Consider the following 16,547-nt stretch of genomic DNA (forward strand, 5'->3'; position numbering starts at 1 on the left):
CGGTGTGTGCGTAATATGCCGTAATACGAATGGCGGCGAAAGGTTCATATTCGCACGCATATGGCGACGACCAGAAAATCATAAAGAAAAGACCAGATCGTGACGGGGCGCAGTTTCACATATTGGGAAAGGGCGGGCTCCTCATGACATATGCTGACGGCGCACCACGCGTCGAGTGGTTCTCACAAGCCGATATAGCGGCCGCTGCCGCTTATTCGAACGAATATCATGCAATCGAACGTGACGTTTTTACCGGTATTCAAATAACGTCCGGTAAAAGCGACCTTCCGTCATTCGATTTCGCGCAATGCCATGCGCGATTGCGGCAAATCGGATTCAGTACGCTCGGTTACGGCGCGTACGAAATGATCGGGCGGCGCATTCTGCGCGCGCATCTGCTGCGCGACCTCGCGCCGGCGACGTTCATGCAGCCGTTCATCGAAGGAATGCTGTACGAAAGCGATCCGCGCTTCGCACAGGTGCGGCAGAGCGGCTTCCCGGTCGCGTGGCGGCTCGACGAGATCGAGGCGGCCGCGCAGGGCAGCGGCGACCGCAAGGTGCTCGCGCTCGCCGGCCATCTGCGCGCGCATGCGATGAACAGCGGCGTGATCTTCGGCCTGTCGGCGCCGCGCCTCGACCTGCGCGTCGCGGTGAACGTGACGTCGGAAACGCACGGCACCGACTGGATCGACGATCGCGTGATCGGCGGCGCGCTGTCGGTCAGTCTTGCCGTGCATCGCGTCGCGCTGCCGTTCCTCGAGGCGCGGGTCGCGCGCATGCGCGGCTTCGCGCTCGGCGACGAGCAGCAGCAGGTGCTCGACCGGCTCGTGCACGGGCTGTCCGACCAGGAGATCGCGAGCGCGCTGCGTACGTCGCTGCACAAGGTCGGGCACCACATTCGCTCGCTGGAAAAGCTCTTCAACGTGCAGAACCGCGCGCAGCTCGCGTACCTCGCCGCACGGCGGCTGCCGTCCTGATCCGACGTCCGTCGCAGGCCCGCGCCGGCCTCCGGCGCGCGATGGAAGCGGTTCCGGCGGCACGTGCCCGAACGGGCCGCCGGGTTTCGTAGTCCGATTCGATCGTCTGAGGAAAACGCGCTTTCGCGCTACGAGGCGCGCTTCTTTTTCCGCCGTTTCCCGTCGCTACACTCGTCCCATTCAACGGTCCGCGCAGCACGGGGAAGGGTTGCCCGTGCCAGCCGGCGACAACGACAGGACAACGGCACGATGGCTGAACCGAAGGCGCTCTCCCGCGACTGGCAGCGGTGGTTTTCCGCCGGCCGCGGCGTGTCCGGACGGCGCCTCGGGGGCGCGTCGCCGCGCGCCGACCTGTTTCTCGCGACCTTCATCGTCGCGGTCGTCGCGCTGTTCATCCTGCCGCTGCCGCAGGCCGCGCTCGACGGGATGATCTCGCTGAATCTCGCCGCGAGCGTCGTGTTGCTGACGGTGTCGACCTACGTGCCGTCCGCGGTCAGCTTCTCGTCGTTTCCCGCGCTGCTGCTGTTTACGACGTTGTTCCGGCTCGCGCTGAACATCGCGTCGTGCAAGCTGATCCTGCTGCATGCGAACGCCGGCCACGTGATCGACGCATTCGGGCGGCTGGTGGTCGGCAACAACGTGGTGGTGGGCGGCGTGGTGTTCCTCGTGATCGCGGTCGTGCAGTTCATCGTGATCGCGAAAGGGTCGGAGCGAGTGGCCGAAGTCGGCGCACGCTTCTCGCTCGACGCGATGCCGGGCAAGCAGATGAGCATCGACGCCGACCTGCGCGCGGGCATCATCAGCGCCGACGAAGCGCGCGAGCGCCGCGAGAAGCTGGAGCAGGAATCGCAGATGCACGGCGCGATGGACGGCGCGATGAAGTTCGTGAAGGGCGACGCGATCGCGGGCCTCGTGATCGCGTTCATCAACATCGTCGCGGGGATCGCGGTCGGCACGCTGATGCACGGGATGGACATCGGCGAGGCGCTGCAGCGTTACGCGATCCTGACGGTCGGCGACGGGATGGCGTCGCAGATTCCGTCGCTGCTCGTGTCGATCGCGGCCGGCATCGTGACGACGCGCGTCGCGACGCGCGATGCGCGGCAGCGCCAGCTCGGCGAACAGCTCGGCGAGCAATTGGGCGCGCACCCGCGTGCGCTGCTGATCGCCGCGTTCGTGCTGACCGGTTTTCTCGTCGTGCCCGGCTTTCCGAAATGGTCGTTCGCGCTGATCGCGCTCGGCCTCGGCGCCTTCGCGTTCTCGCAGCTCAAGCGCAAGACGTCCGCGCCGAGCTTCAACCTGATTCATGTGGCGGGGCGCGTCGGCGCGGCCGACGACGGCCAGCCCGCGAAGGTGTCGCATGCGGCGGGCGTCACGTCGCTGATCGCGGTGTCGCTGTCCGACGACCTGCGCACGGGCCTGAATCTCGCGCAACTGCAGGCGGCGCTGTCGAGCGCGAAGGCACGCGTCGACGCGGATATCGGCACGGTGTTTCCGCGCATCACGCTGAACGACGACGACGGCGCGCCGGCCGGCACGTACCGGATCTACCTGCAGGACGTGCTCGTCGCGCACGGCGCGCTGAAGCCGGGCTGGCTGCTGTGGGACGGCGTCGCGCCGCTGCCCGAGCGCGCGGAGCGCCAGCCGGCCGAGGCGTTCGGCCCGTTCGCGACCGCGCTGTGGATCAAGCCGGACGGCGCGGCGCCGGACGGCAAATGGCTGTCGAGCGAGGGCGCGCTGGCCGCGCACGTCGAGCAGATCGTGCGCCAGCATGCGGACGAATTGCTCGGCATCCAGGAGACGCAGGCGCTCGTGCATCTGGTGCGCCGCGATCATCCGGAACTCGTGGGCGAACTGACGCGGCTCGTGCCGCTGCAGCGCGTGACCGAAGTGCTGCGCCGGCTGCTCGCCGAGCAGGTGCCGATCCGCAATTTGCGCGTGATTTTCGAGAGCCTGATCACGTGGGCGCCGAACGAGCCCGACGACGTGATCGCGCTGGTCGAACTCGTGCGCGTCGACCTGCGCCGGATGATCACCGATCGTCACGCGGGCACGGCGCGCCAGTTGCGGGTCGTGCTGTTCGAGCAGAACCTGCAGGAGCGGATCGAAAGCGCGGTGATGCGCACCAAGCAGGGCAATTTCCTCGCGCTGTCGAGCGCGGTCAAGCAGGACATCGGCGAGCAGGTGCGCGCGATCGTGCAGGCCGCGCAGGCGGCCGGCTCCGGCGGCCACGGCAACGCGCCGGGCGCCGCGCGGCTCGCGGTGATGGTCGCGCTCGGCGCGCGCCGCTACGTGAAGACGATCCTGCAGCCGGTGCTGCCCGAACTCGCGGTGCTGTCGTACCAGGAAGTCGAGGAGGACGTTCAGTTGCACACGGTCGGCTGGGTGAAGAACCCGCCGGACGACGGCACGGTCGGCGCGGGCGCCGACGTGCGCGCGCCGGGAGCCGTGCAATGACGAGCTCGACGATCCTCGACCTGACGCGCCAGGCGCTGATGCTGGTGCTGCTGCTGTCGCTGCCGATCGTGCTGATCGCGACCGTCACGGGCCTCGTCGTCGCGATCCTGCAGGCCGTCACGCAGGTGCAGGACGCCAATATCGGCATCGCGGTGCGGCTGATCGCCGTGATGGTCGCGCTCGTGCTGTTGTCGGGCTGGCTCGGCGGCGAAGTGCTGCGCTTCGCGCAGCAGGCGCTGGAACGCATGTTCGTTTCTTCCACAGGAGTCCTTTGATGCGTCGACGCGTCGCCTCGATCCGGTTTCAACCGCGCAGCCTGCAACGGGCCGCGCTCGCCGTGTGCGCGACCGCGCTGCTCACGGCGTCGCTGTGCATGGCGCCCGCGCAGCATGCGCGCGCCGCGGACCTGCGCTGGCGCAACAAGCCGTTCACGATCGTCGCGAACGGCAAGAAGATCGGCGACTTCATCCGCGAGCTCGCGTCGTCGCAGGGGGTGACGGCGGTGGTCGACCCGAAGGTCGACGGTGTGATCAGCGGCCGCTTCTCCGGCACGCCGCAGCAGACGCTCGACACGATCTGCTCGACCTACGGGCTCACGTGGTACTACGACGGCTCGTTCCTGTACGTCGATCCGGCCGACCAGTCGCAGACGCAGATGATCCCGATCCCGCCGAACGCATCCGGCGAAATCGGCCGCGCGCTGCAGGCGATGCAGATTCCGGACAAGCGCTACACGCTGGTGATCAACGACCGTGCGAACAGCGTGTACGTGGCCGGCCCGCGCCGCTATGTCGAGCTGGTGCGACAGGCGGTCGGCTCGGTCGGCGATCCGTCGGCGAACGGCGCGCATGCGGACATCCGCGCGTTCCGGCTGAAATACGGCTGGGCGTCGGACTTCACGATCAACCGCTCGGGCAAGGAAGTGACGGTGCCGGGCGTCGCGACGATCCTGCGCAAGCTGTTCGGCAAGGGCGGCGGCACGACCGCGGCGCCGTCGAGCACGCCGCTCGGGCAGGCCGCGCGGCAGGTGAAGCTCGGCTCGGGGCTGACGATCGCGGTGCCGCGGCTCGATTTCCCCGATATTTCCGGCGGCCCACGGCAGGGCGGTTATGGCGGGGCGGACAGCAGCCTGGGCGGCGGATTCTCGCCGTTCTCGAACAACGGCGGCGACACGCTGCCGCAGATCGTCGCCGATCCGGCGATCAACGCGGTGATCGTGCGCGACCTGCCGGAGAACATGTACCGCTACCAGTCGCTGATCGGCCAGCTCGACGAGCGGCCGCGCATCGTCGAGATCAACGTGACGATCATCGACATCAACGAGGATTCGCTCGACAGCCTCGGGATCGACTGGCGCCTGCACACGACGCACGGCGACGTGCAGATCGGCAACGGCGCGAACCCGCTGAACGGCAACACGCAGTACAACGGCGCCGGCAATCCGCCGCTCACGTTCGGCGTCGGCGCGTCCGAAACCGGGTCGACCGGCACCTTCATGCCGACCGGCATCGCGCTGACCGCATCGATCGGCGGCTCGCTGCGCAATTACCTGCTCACGCGCGTGAACGCGCTCGCGCAGAAGGGCCAGGCGCAGCTGCGTTCGAAGCCGAAGGTGCTCGCGCTCGACAACACCGAGGCGATCCTCGAGAACCTCACGCAGTTCTACGTGCAGGTGCCGGGCTACCAGGATTCGTCGCTGTACAGCGTGACGACCGGCACGAGCATCAAGGTGACGCCGATGATCGTCGACGAGGCGATCCGCAATGCGGCGGCCGTCTCGGGCAATCCGCAGAGCGTGATGATGTCGATCGACATCCAGGACGGCAATATCGTGCCGGGACAGGCGGTGTCGAACGTGCCGGTGATCCAGCAGCGCAACATCGTCACCAAGACGATGATCGACGAAGGCAAGAGCCTCCTGATCGCCGGTTTCAACGACGACGAGGTGCGGCTGAACAAGAGCGGCGTGCCCTGGCTGTCCGACATCCCGCTGATCGGCAACCTGTTCAAGTACACCGACAAGTCGGGCAACCACATGGAGCGGTTCTATCTGCTGACGCCGCGCGTGGTGACGACCGCGTCGATGTATGCACCCGACGGCGCGCCCGTGAACCCCGGCGTCGACGGTCCGGCGAACCAGGAAGGGATGTCGATGTATCGCCCGCCGGACAACGACATCGCCGTCCCGCTGACGCCGAAGCCGCTGCCCGGCACGAAGTTCGGTCCGCCCGCGTTGCCGCCGCCGCCGGATGCGGCGGCGCAGCCGGCGACGACCGCAGGAGTGGTCACGCATGTCGACGAGCATCATTGATCCGCACGGCGAAGGTGCATTGCCCGGCGGCGCGGGAGGCGCAGGGGCCGGTTCGGCCGCGCTCGCGTCGCCGTGGAACCTGTGCTTCCTGAGCGGGCCGATGTACGGCCGCACGATGTCGCTCGCGCGCGGCGCGAACTGGGTCGGCACGGCGGCCGATTGCGAAGTGATCCTGCCCGATCGCGAGATCGGCGCGAAACAGGTGTGCCTGCAGGTCGGCGCGCTCGCGGTGACGGTGCAGAACCATGGCGGCGACACCGGCGCGCCGGTGCTGTTCAACGACGAGCCGCTGGGCAGCGGGCGCCGCTCGTTGACGCCGAACGACGTCGTGACGGTCGGCTCGATCCGGCTCGGCATCGCGCGGCATGCGCAGGCGAGCGTCGCGGTGCCCGACGAAACCGATGCGCCGGACGCCGCGCGCGAGGCCGCGTGGCTCGGCTGGCTCACGGGCGGGCTGCGCCGCCTCGGCAGCCGGCGGCTCGTGATCGCGCTGGTCGCGCTGTGGCTGGGCGTGCTGCTCGGCGCGCTCGGCTACGGCTTCGTCGCGTGGTCGGGGCGGCTGCCGTGGCAGCACGAATCGGTGCTCGCGCGCACGCACCGGCTGCAGCAGTTGCTGCACGCGTATCCGGAGCTGGCCGTCGCGCCGCGCGACGACGGCGTGATCGTGTCGGGCTACGTGAGCGACCCGGCCGCGCGCGAGCGCGTCGCGCAGATCGTCGCGGGCGTCGACAACGCGGCGCTGGGCAACATCTACGTGGTCAGCGATCTCGTCGCGACCGCGCAGACCTATTTCAGCGACACGGCGCTGACGGTCACGTATCTCGGGCGCGGGCGGATCGAGCTGACGGGCACGGCCGCGCGTGCGCAGATCGAGCCGCGCATCCGCAACTACATGAAGGACGCCCGCCCGGCGCTCGAGGTGGTCGATCACGTGCGCGATACCGATGCGGCCGCGCCGCGTACGGCGACGACGCTCGGCGGCACGGCCGGCATTCCGGAGATCACGACCGTGTTCGCCGGCGACGGCGACCAGCGCTACATCGAGACGATTGACGGCAGCCGCTATTTCGAAGGCGCGCGGTTGAAGGAGGGCGCGACCGTCGTGTCGATCGGGCCGGACGCCGTGGTGTTCGAACGCAACGGCCAGCGCATCACGATGCCGCTCGGCGGTGCGTCGGCGAGCGCGCCCGAGCAGGCGCCGGCGCCGCCCGTCCCGCCGCTCGCGAGCGGCGCGGCGGCGGGCGTCGCGCAACCGGTGCCGGGGCCGACGCTGTTGCCGGGTGCGCCCGCGGCCGGTGCATCGACTGCATCGACGAAGGAGGCGGCGCATTAGCGCCGCGACGGATCAGGCGCAACGCGTTTCGCGGTGCGCGCATTACGCGACACGTCGCCGGCAGGCGGCGCGTCACGTCATCGGCGGGGCATGGGGCTGCCGCCGGCAACGCAAGTGAACTTGACGTAAAGGAGCGAAACATGACTGCCGCCGCAGGTAGCGCCACCGACACGAAGCAGGTCCAGCAACAGGCCGACGACCTGACCAAGACGCAGCTCGAACTGACCAAGATCAACTTCCAGGTTCAGCAATCGACTGCGACGTTCGAAACCAGCAACGCAGTGACCGCGCAGGAGGGGACGGCGAATGCCCAGGTTGCGCAACACCTGAGTTCCGCCGGCCGCGCGTGACGCCGGTCGCCGGCCGTGCCGCGCGACGCCGGATGCCGGGGCCGCCCGTGACGGGTGCCCGGTGCGGCGTGGGTGCGTGCCGGCCGGCCCGTTTCCGGCTCTGCCGGTCAAGGAGGACACGATCATGTCGGTAACAGGCGTAGGCGCGGCGCCGCCGGGCGCAGCCGCGCTCGCGAGCGCCGCGCAGCAAACGGGCGCGACGTCCGATCCGGCGCAGGTGCGCCAGTTCGATGCGCTGATGCAGCCGGGCGCGTCGCCGGCCGCTCCGCCGTCTTCGTCGGGCGTCGCGATGTCGCGCGCGCCGGCGGATGCGGCGCCGGCCGTGCAGATGACGCCCGCGCAGGCGAACCAGTCGTCGCTCGTCGAGCGGTTGCGCACGTACGGCAACGATCTCGATGCGCGGTACGCGAACATCGACAAGCACCGCAGCGAGATGCTGACGTCGATGGCGGACAGCCGCAGCGACCCGCTGATGACGATGGTGAAGGCGATGGATTTCCAGTGGACGGCAACCACCACGATTTCGGAATACCAGTTGAGCCTGTCGGTTGCGCAGGCGGCGAACGGCTTCACGCACACGGTGCTGAAGACGCAGGAGTGATGGCGCTCGTGCGGGCCGCAAGCGGCCTCACGCGCCCTGAAGCGGACAAACGATGACGACGATCGATTCGACGCCGCGCACGCATGCGTGGCGCAGCCGGGCGGCGCGCGCGCTGCTCGCGGGGCTGCTCGTGCTGTTGGCCGGGTGCCAGAAGGAGCTGTACTCGGGCCTGTCGGAGCGCGACGCGAACCAGATGGTCGCGGTGCTCGGCGACGCGGGCATCAGCGCGTCGAAGGACAACGATGCGCGCGACACGTCGGACCGCAACGCGTGGCTCGTGAGCGTCGCGGACGGCGACATGCAGGCGGCGCTCACGGTGCTGCAGGCGAACGGGTTGCCGAAGCCGAGCTATGCGAGCCTCGGCGAGCTGTTCCAGAAGCAGGGCCTCGTATCGACGCCGGCCGAGGAGCGCGTGCGCTACCTGTACGGCGTGTCGCAGGATCTGTCGCGCACGCTGCAGGACATCGAGGGCGTGGTGGTCGCGCGCGTGCAGGTCGTGATTCCGGAGAACGATCCGCTCGCGGACAAGATCAAGCCGTCGTCGGCCGCGGTGTACATCCGATACCGGCAGGGCGTCGACCTGCGCGCGATGGCGCCGATGGTCAAGGATCTCGTCGCGCACAGCATCGAGGGGCTGCAGTACGACAACGTGTCGCTGTTCCTGCAGCCGGCCGCCGCGCGCGCGACGCGCGTGGACGGCATCGGCAGCGCGGTGTCGGACATCCTGCGATTGCGCTCGCCGCTCGGCTGGCTCGTGTTCGCGCTGATCCTGCTGACCTGCGCGGTGATCGCGCTGTCGGCGGCCCGGCGCGGGATGTTCGGCGCGCGGCTCGCGGGCCTGCTCGGCGCGCCGCGCGGCGCGAACGGGGGCGGCGCGGCCGCGCAGCAGGCAGGCGGCGGGCTGCGTACGCCGGACGGCGCGCGCGACGGCGCATGAGCGATCCGCACGCGCTGGCGGCGGGCGATGCGGCCGAGGCGGCGCTGCTGCCGTGGCTGCAGCCGCTTGCGCCGCCGCCCGCCGCGCGTGCTGCCGCGTTTCATGCGCTGGTCTGCGACTTCAACCTGCGGCCCGACCGCTATCTGCACGTGACGCGCGTGCCGGCCGAGTGGCCCGCGCGCTACCGTTCGCCGGACGCGTTCGGCGCGGCGGGCCGCAAGCTGCTCGCGCGGCATCTGCTCGACGTCCACGGCGTGGCCGACCGGCACGACTTCGCCGTGGCGAATCCGTGCGCGCGGCTCGCGCTGCTGCCGGGCGCGGCGCTCGAGCAACTGGCCGCGTATGCGGGGTTGCTGCTGCACCGCGCATGGCTGCGCGACGCGCTGGCCGGGCGGCGCATCCGCGCGGAAGTCGCGGCGCGGCTCGGCGGCGATGCGCTCGAACTCGCGCTCGAACGCGCGCCGGAATTCGGCGCGCTCGCCGAAACGCTCGAACCGTGGCGCGCCGATCCCGCCGCGCTGCCGGCCGTGATCCGCGCGCGCGGCGGCCGGCTGCTCGCGGATTTCATCGGCGTGGCCGGCGACGCGGTGGCGCGGCGCGTGCGCCTGAAATTCAACCGCGCGATCGACGACGAAGCGCCGTACTGGCTGAACCGCGCGCAGCGCGACCAGTTCGGCGAACTGATGTTCCTGTTTCTGATTCCCGAGAGGCTCGCGTCATGGGACTGGCTTTTCTGATCACGAGCGACAACCTGCAGCTGCTGTCGGAGCGCAAGGTGCTCAAGGAGCGCGAATACGCGGCGTTGCTCGACGCGTCGGCGGTGATCGCGACCGCGCATGAAGAGGCGGCGCGCATCGTCGCCGACGCGCAGCGCGAATTCGACAAGCGCCAGGCGGCCGGCTACGACGAAGGCATGCGCCGCGCGCAGCGCGAGCAGGCCGCGCAGGCGTACACGCAGGCGCTCGCCGCCACGCGCACGATGGAGACGATGAAGGACGCGATGGCCGATATCGTCGTGAAAGCCGTGCGCGCGATCGTCGGCGAGATGAGCACGCAGAAGCTGTACGAGGCCGCGCTCGCGCGGATCGCGCCGCTCGTGCGCGACGAGGCGTTCCTGATCGTGCGCGTCGCGCCCGGCCGCACGGAGGAGATGCGCGACGCGCTCGACGGCGCGTTCGCGGGGCAGTCGAACCGGCAGAAGATCCGCATCGTCGAGGACGCGCAGCTCGAACGCCACGCATGCACGGTCGAGACGCCGTCCGGGCGCATCGACGCGAGCCTCGACCTGCAGATCGACGCGTTGCGTCAGGCGATCCGCCGCGACGCGCTGAAGGGCGCCGCGCGATGAACGCGCCGCTCGACGATACGCAGCCGTTCGGCAGCGGCGACGACGACGGCGTGCCGTTCGATCGCGGCCGCCTCGTCGGCGAGCTCGACGCGGGGCTCGCGTTTTTCTCGCCGGTGTCGGTGCAGGGCCGCGTCAACCACGCGGTCGGGCAGATATTGAATGCGACGGGCATTCGCGCGCGGCTCGGCGAAATCTGCGAGCTGCGCACGCCGAACCAGCCGACGCTGCTCGCGGAGGTGGTCGGCTTCTCGCGGCAGACGACGTTGCTCACGCCGCTCGGCGATGTCGCCGGGCTGTCGCCGGAGACGACCGTCGTGCCGTCCGGGCGCGAGCATGTGTTTCCGGTGGGCGAAGGGCTGTTCGGCCGCGTGCTCGACGGGCTCGGCCGGCCGCTCGACGATCGCGGGCCGGTGACGGGCGCCGCGTGGGTGTCGACGCAGCAGGACCCGCCGAACCCGCTCGCGCGCAAGATGATCGACACGCCGTTTCCGACGGGCGTGCGCGTGATCGACGGCTTGATGACGCTCGGCATCGGGCAGCGCGTCGGCATCTTCGCGCCGTCGGGCGTGGGCAAGAGCACGCTGCTCGGGATGATCGCGCGCGGCGCGCAGGCCGACGTGAACGTGATTGCACTGGTCGGCGAACGCGGCCGCGAGGTGCGCGAATTCATCGAGCACAGCCTGTCGCCCGAGGTGCGCGCGCGGTCGATCGTCGTCGTGTCGACGTCGGATCGCCCGGCGATGGAGCGCGTGAAATCCGCGCTGGTCGCGACCGCGATCGCCGAGCACTTCCGCGATGCGGGCAAGCGCGTGCTGCTGCTGGTCGATTCGCTGACGCGTTTCGCACGCGCGCAGCGCGAGGTCGGTCTCGCGAGCGGCGAGCCGCCGACGCGGCGCAGCTTTCCGCCGTCGACGTTCGCGGTGCTGCCGCGCCTGCTCGAACGCGCGGGGCAGGGCGCGCACGGGTCGATCACCGCGCTCTATACGGTGCTCGTCGAAGGCGACGAGGAATCGGACCCGATCGCCGAGGAAGTGCGCTCGATCCTCGACGGCCATATCGTGCTGTCGCGCAAGATCGCGCTCGCGAACCGCTATCCGGCGATCGACGTGCTCGCGAGCCTGTCGCGCGTGATGCCGCTCGTCGCGAGCCGCGCGCACCAGCATGCGGCCGCGCGCGTGCGCGAGCTGATCGCGAAGTACCAGGAAATCGAGCTGCTCGTGCAGATCGGCGAGTATCGCGAAGGCAGCGACCGGCTCGGCGATCTCGCGCTGCGCGCACGCGACGCGATCGGCGCGTTCTGCGCGCAGGCGTCGGACGAGGACGTGCGCTTCGACGCGCTGCTCGCGAAGCTGACGAAGCTGGCGAACGATCATGTCTGAAGCCGACGACCGCCTCGTGCTCACGACGCTCGCCCGCCTCAAGCGCGTGCGCGAGATGCGCAGCCAGATCGCGCGCGTCGCCGCCGCGCGCCAGCAGGGCATCGCCGCGCAGAGCCGGCGTGCGTTGGCGGCCGCGCAGGCGCAGCTCGCGCAGCAGGTCGCGGCGAAGGCGGCGATCCAGGCGCGGCTCGCCGACGACGTGCGCGAGGCGCGTGCATTGCAGAACGCGGCGGCCGATACGCGCACGTTCGACCGCCATATCGGCACCGCGAACGCGTCGGTGAGCGAGGCCGCGCACGTGCATCGCGGTCACGAGGCGACGCTCGCCGACCTGCAGCGCGCCGCGCGCAAGGCGAAGGCCGCCGAGGACAAGCTGGAGAAAGCCGGCGAGAAGGCGCTGCACGCGCGCGCCGCGCGGGTCGAGCGCGACGCTGACGAAGTCGCGGACGGCTACGCGGTGCGGCGCTTCGCGACGGGCGGCACCTGGGTGGCCGGCGCGGGCGACGCGTCCGGTCATGCGTCCACGCCGTCGGAGGCCGCCGCCGCGTTCGATGCGGCAATGACCGAAACGGAAACGGGCGCCGATCTCGCCGCCGAAGCCGACGCCGACGCCGACGCCGGCGCCGGCGCCGGCGCCGCGCCGGATGAATCCGCCCCGCCCGCCGTCGCGGAGCGCCGATGCTAGACCAGGCCGCGGGCTTCAACGACGTCGCCGGCATGCTGCGGCCGCTGCTCTACGTGATGCCGCGCCTGTTGCCGATCATGTTCGTCGTGCCGGTGTTCAACGAGCAGATCGTCACGGGCCTCGTGCGCAACGGGATCGCGGTCGTGATCGCCGCGTTCGTCGCGCCGACGATCGATGCCGCGCAGGTGGCCGCGCTGCCGTTCCTGATGTGGTGCCTGCTCGTCGCGAAGGAGGCGATGGTCGGCATGCTGCTCGCGGGGGCGTTCAGCGCGGTGCTGTTCGCGATCCAGGGCGTCGGCTACCTGATCGACTTCCAGACCGGCAGCGGCAGCGCCGCGTTCTTCGATCCGATGGGCGGGCACGAGGGCGGCCCGACCTCTGGATTCCTGAATTTCGTCGCGATCGCGCTGTTCGTCACGGCGGGCGGCTTGCAGGTGCTCGTGCAACTGTTCGCGCAGTCGTACGCATGGTGGCCGATCGGCTCGCTCGGCCCCGATTTCTCGTCGATGCTGCAGACCTTCATCGTGCGGCAGACCGACACGATCTTCGAATGGATGGTGAAGCTCGCCGCGCCGGTCACGATCGTGCTGGTGCTCGTCGAGCTCGGCATCGGCCTGGTCGGCCGCGCGGTGCCGCAGCTCAACATCTTCGTGTTCTCGCAGCCGCTGAAGAGCGCGCTCGCGGTGCTGATGATGATCCTGTTCCTGCCGGTGGTGTACGCGTCGCTGCATTCGCTGCTGAGCCCCGACAGCGGATTGATGGCGTTGCTGCGCGCGCTGTTCGCCGCGCACGGCGGCGGCTGAGCGCGCCGGAGCCGACATGGCCGAAAAGGATCAGAAGCCGACCGCGAAACGCTTGCGCGAAGCGCGCGAGAAAGGCGACGTGCCGAAGAGCGCGGAAACGGTGTCGTCCGCGTTCTTCGTCGGCGTGTGCGTGGCGCTCGCGGTGGGCATCGGGTCGCTGTTCGCGCGGTTGCAGGCGCTGTTCCGGCTCGTGTTCGACGCGGTCGGCGCGGCCGATCCGTCCGCGCGGCTCGCGGTGCTGATCGACGGCGCCGCGCGCGACTGGGCGACGCTGTCCGCGCAGATCGTCGCCGCCGGCCTGCTGGCCGGATTGCTTGCGGGCTTCGTGCAGGTGGGCGGCGTGATGGCGTGGAGCCGCCTCGTGCCGCAGTTGTCGCGGCTCAATCCGGCCGAGGGGATGAAGAACCTGTGGTCGCTGCGCAACCTCGTCAACCTCGCGAAGATGCTGCTGAAGACGGTGCTGCTCGTCGCGACGCTCGGCTGGCTGATCGTCGAATCGCTCGACCCGTCCGTGCAGTCGGGCTTCACGCGGCCGGTCTCGATCCTCGCGCTGATCGTGAAGCTGCTGATGCTGCTGTTCGGCTGGGCGGCGCTGATCTACATCGTGATGGCGCTGATCGACATCGTGCACCAGCGGCACGAGTTCAACCAGAAGATGAAGATGTCGATCGACGAAGTGCGGCGCGAGCACAAGGAGGACGAAGGCGATCCGCACATCCAGGCGAAGCGCCGCCAGCTCGCGCGCGAAGTGCAGTTCGCGTCGCTGCCCGACCGGATCGGCTATGCGTCGGTGGTCGTCTATTCGCCGCGTGTCGCCGTCGCGCTCTACTACGGCGGGATCGGCTCGCTGCCGTGGGTGCTCGCGCGCGGCGAGGGCGACGCGGCCGAGCGGATCGTGCGGCTGGCCCGCGACGCGCTGCGCCCGACACTCGCGAACGTCGGGCTCGCGCAGGCGCTGTACGAGACGACGCCCGAGAACGGCACGATCCAGCCGCAGCATTTCCGCGAGGTCGCGCAGTTGCTGAAATGGGCGACCGGCGCGGGTTGACGCGGGGGCGGTATCGCTGTCGGAATGCGGCCCTTTTTTCGATTTGCCGGTGTCACCGGGCGACCGGCTGCGGGCGACCGGCTGCGGGCGACCGGCTGCGAGCGACTGGCCGATTCGATATGGCCCCGTCGCGCCGCCATGCGCACACGGCGCTTGACGTCTATTTTTTTCCGCACCCTGCCAACATTCACTGGTGAATTATTGCTGATTTATTTCTTCGTAATATGGCTCGACCGTCATGCTCGACGGCGGGCCGCGAGGTTGGGCCGCGCGTGACGGAACAGGTCAACAGGGGCAGACAAATCAATGTGCGGAATCGACGGCTTTCTGAATAGCGTCGCCTTCGATGAGGAGACAGCGCGCGGCACGCTCGCGCGAATGACGGCGAGCCTCGCGCATCGCGGGCCGGACGGGCAGGGGATCTGGGTCGACCCGGAAGCCGGCATCGCGCTCGGCCACCGGCGGCTCGCGATCGTCGACCTGTCGGTGCACGGCCGGCAGCCGATGGCTTCCGCGTGCGGCCGCTACGTCCTCGTCTTCAACGGCGAAATCTACAACCATCGCGAACTGCGCGCGGAGCTCGAGCGCGCGGGGCGCGCACCGGCGTGGCGCGGCCACTCCGACAGCGAGGTGCTGATCGCGGCGATCGTCGCGTGGGGCGTCGAGGCCACGTTGCGCCGCGCGACCGGCATGTTCGCGTTCGCGCTGTGGAATCGCGCGTCGCGGGTGCTGACGCTCGCGCGCGACCGGATCGGCGAGAAGCCGCTCTACTACGGCCGGGTCGGCGACGCGCTCGTGTTCGCGTCCGAGCTGAAGGCGTTGCGCGGCTATCCGGGCTTCGACGGCGCGGTCGACCGCGACGCGCTGTGCCTGTACCTGCGTCAGTCGAGCGTGCCCGCGCCTTACACGATCTATCGCGGCATCCGCAAGCTGCCGCCCGGCACGTACATCCAGTTCGAGCATGCGCGCGACACGCCGCGCGTGCGGGCGTACTGGACGCTCGAACAGACGATCGAGGCGGGCCGCGCGCAGCCGTTCGAGGGCAGCCCCGACGAAGCCGTCGGCGAGCTCGACACGGTCCTGCGCCAGGCCGTCGCGCGGCAGATGGAAGCGGACGTGCCGCTCGGCGCGTTCCTGTCGGGCGGCATCGATTCGTCGACGATCGTCGCGCTGATGCAGGCGCAATCGGCGACGCCGGTCGATACGTTTACGATCGGCTTTCACGAGGCCGGCTACGACGAAGCCGGATACGCGAAGGCCGTCGCGCGCCATCTCGGCACGCGCCATACCGAGCTTTACGTGACGGCCGACCATGCGCTCGCCGTCGTGCCGAAGCTGCCGTCGATCTACGACGAGCCGTTCTCCGATGCGTCGCAGATCCCGACTTTTCTGGTCTCCGAGCTGACGCGCCGGCACGTGACGGTGAGCCTGTCCGGCGACGGCGGCGACGAGCTGTTCGGCGGCTATACGCGCTACTTCCTGACGCCGCGCCTGTGGCGCAAGCTGCATCGCGTGCCGGCCGTCGTGCGCGCGCGGATCGCCGCCGCGTTGCATGCGCTGCGGCCCGATCACGCGGACCAGCTCGCGGCCGTCGCGCAGGGCGCGTGGGGCGGCGGCGTGGAGGCGCGCGAATCGTCGTCGCGCATCGGCGATCGCCTGCACAAGCTCGGCCATGTGATGACGGCGGAGAGCCGCATCGGGCTGTACCGGCTGCTGATGTCGTCGGTGCATCATCCCGAGCGTATCGCGTTGGCGGGGCAGGAGCCGCCGACGCCGCTCGACACGGTGTCCGCGTGGCCGGCGCATCTGAGCTTTGCCGAGCAGGCGATGGCGATCGACACGCTCACGTACTTGCCGACCGACATTCTCGCGAAGGTCGATCGCGCGGCGATGGCCGTGAGCCTCGAGACGCGCATGCCGTTCCTCGATCATCACGTCGTCGAATTCGCATGGCGCGTGCCGGCATCGGTGCGCTTGCCGGAGGGGCAGCCGAAGGCGCTGCTGCGCCGGCTGCTCGACCGGTACGTGCCGTCCGCGCTGATCGACCGGCCGAAGCAGGGCTTCTGCGCGCCCGTCGACCACTGGCTGCGCGGCGCGCTGCGCGACTGGGCCGAGGCGCTGCTGCATCCGTCGCGCTTGCGCGACGAAGGCTTCTTCGATGCGGCGGCGGTCGAGCGGCTGTGGCGCCAGCACCAGACGGGCCGGATGAACTGGCAGCACCCGTTGTGGACGGTGCTGATGTTCCAGGCGTGGCTGGAGGCGCAGCGCGCGGGGTGACGGCAGGCTCGCGCCCGCCGCACGCGGTGCGCGGCGGGCCG

Annotated in this window: 15 protein-coding genes; all 15 read left to right on the forward strand. The window is 69.9% G+C overall.

All coding sequences use genetic code 11. The features are described from left to right. Nucleotides 1-143: 143 nt before the first annotated feature. The 15 genes from WT53_RS14420 to asnB all read left to right on the forward strand — a co-directional run bounded on the left by WT53_RS14420 (nt 144) and on the right by asnB (nt 16,506). Entirely contained in the window at nt 144-977 is an 834-nt protein-coding gene (locus WT53_RS14420) for an autoinducer binding domain-containing protein (protein WP_034204422.1), read from the forward strand. A 249-nt stretch (nt 978-1,226) separates the two neighbouring features. Further along, complete coding sequence (sctV, locus tag WT53_RS14425) at nt 1,227-3,434, forward strand: type III secretion system export apparatus subunit SctV (protein WP_059831996.1); 2,208 nt, start codon at nt 1,227-1,229, stop codon at nt 3,432-3,434. Beyond that, a complete protein-coding gene (sctS, locus tag WT53_RS14430; RefSeq protein WP_006480854.1) occupies nt 3,431-3,709 on the forward strand; it encodes a type III secretion system export apparatus subunit SctS in 279 nt (92 codons plus the stop codon). The genes sctV and sctS overlap by 4 nt, the downstream gene beginning before the upstream one ends. Further along, complete coding sequence (sctC, locus tag WT53_RS14435; RefSeq protein ID WP_034204424.1) at nt 3,709-5,745, forward strand: type III secretion system outer membrane ring subunit SctC; 2,037 nt, start codon at nt 3,709-3,711, stop codon at nt 5,743-5,745. Before sctS ends, sctC begins: the two co-directional genes overlap by 1 nt. Next, complete coding sequence (gene sctD, locus WT53_RS14440) at nt 5,726-7,078, forward strand: type III secretion system inner membrane ring subunit SctD (protein ID WP_060260319.1); 1,353 nt, start codon at nt 5,726-5,728, stop codon at nt 7,076-7,078. Before sctC ends, sctD begins: the two co-directional genes overlap by 20 nt. Nucleotides 7,079-7,218: 140 nt before the next feature. Continuing rightward, nucleotides 7,219-7,428, forward strand: a complete 210-nt coding sequence (locus WT53_RS14445) for a hypothetical protein (RefSeq protein WP_034204426.1) — start codon at nt 7,219-7,221, stop codon at nt 7,426-7,428. Between the two features lie 124 nt (nt 7,429-7,552). Next, nucleotides 7,553-8,029, forward strand: coding sequence for a hypothetical protein (locus tag WT53_RS14450; RefSeq protein WP_034204427.1), 477 nt, complete (start codon nt 7,553-7,555; stop codon nt 8,027-8,029). A gap of 52 nt (nt 8,030-8,081) precedes the next feature. Next, on the forward strand, nt 8,082-8,966 hold the full coding sequence (gene sctJ / locus WT53_RS14455; protein WP_060260322.1) for a type III secretion system inner membrane ring lipoprotein SctJ: 885 nt from the start codon (nt 8,082-8,084) through the stop codon (nt 8,964-8,966). Next, a complete protein-coding gene (locus tag WT53_RS14460) occupies nt 8,963-9,703 on the forward strand; it encodes a SctK family type III secretion system sorting platform protein (RefSeq protein ID WP_059823182.1) in 741 nt (246 codons plus the stop codon). Before sctJ ends, WT53_RS14460 begins: the two co-directional genes overlap by 4 nt. Next, nucleotides 9,685-10,314: a type III secretion system stator protein SctL gene (gene sctL / locus WT53_RS14465; protein ID WP_059823179.1), complete on the forward strand. Its 630-nt coding sequence runs from the start codon at nt 9,685-9,687 to the stop codon at nt 10,312-10,314. The genes WT53_RS14460 and sctL overlap by 19 nt, the downstream gene beginning before the upstream one ends. Further along, nucleotides 10,311-11,693 carry a type III secretion system ATPase SctN gene (sctN, locus tag WT53_RS14470; protein ID WP_059780632.1) on the forward strand — a complete coding sequence of 461 codons (1,383 nt, stop codon included), beginning with the start codon at nt 10,311-10,313 and terminating at the stop codon, nt 11,691-11,693. Before sctL ends, sctN begins: the two co-directional genes overlap by 4 nt. Continuing rightward, entirely contained in the window at nt 11,686-12,378 is a 693-nt protein-coding gene (locus WT53_RS14475; protein WP_060260325.1) for a hypothetical protein, read from the forward strand. The genes sctN and WT53_RS14475 overlap by 8 nt, the downstream gene beginning before the upstream one ends. Further along, the gene (gene sctT, locus WT53_RS14480) at nt 12,372-13,181 is read left to right on the forward strand and encodes a type III secretion system export apparatus subunit SctT (RefSeq protein ID WP_060260329.1); all 810 of its coding nucleotides are present in this window, start codon (nt 12,372-12,374) and stop codon (nt 13,179-13,181) included. The genes WT53_RS14475 and sctT overlap by 7 nt, the downstream gene beginning before the upstream one ends. A gap of 16 nt (nt 13,182-13,197) precedes the next feature. Beyond that, nucleotides 13,198-14,229, forward strand: coding sequence for an EscU/YscU/HrcU family type III secretion system export apparatus switch protein (locus WT53_RS14485; RefSeq protein ID WP_034204434.1), 1,032 nt, complete (start codon nt 13,198-13,200; stop codon nt 14,227-14,229). 306 nt (nt 14,230-14,535) lie between these two features. Continuing rightward, a complete protein-coding gene (gene asnB / locus WT53_RS14490; RefSeq protein ID WP_034204435.1) occupies nt 14,536-16,506 on the forward strand; it encodes an asparagine synthase (glutamine-hydrolyzing) in 1,971 nt (656 codons plus the stop codon). The last annotated feature ends 41 nt before the right edge of the window (nt 16,507-16,547 follow it).

Source organism: Burkholderia sp. MSMB2157WGS, from assembly GCF_001532755.1.
Lineage (GTDB): Bacteria > Pseudomonadota > Gammaproteobacteria > Burkholderiales > Burkholderiaceae > Burkholderia.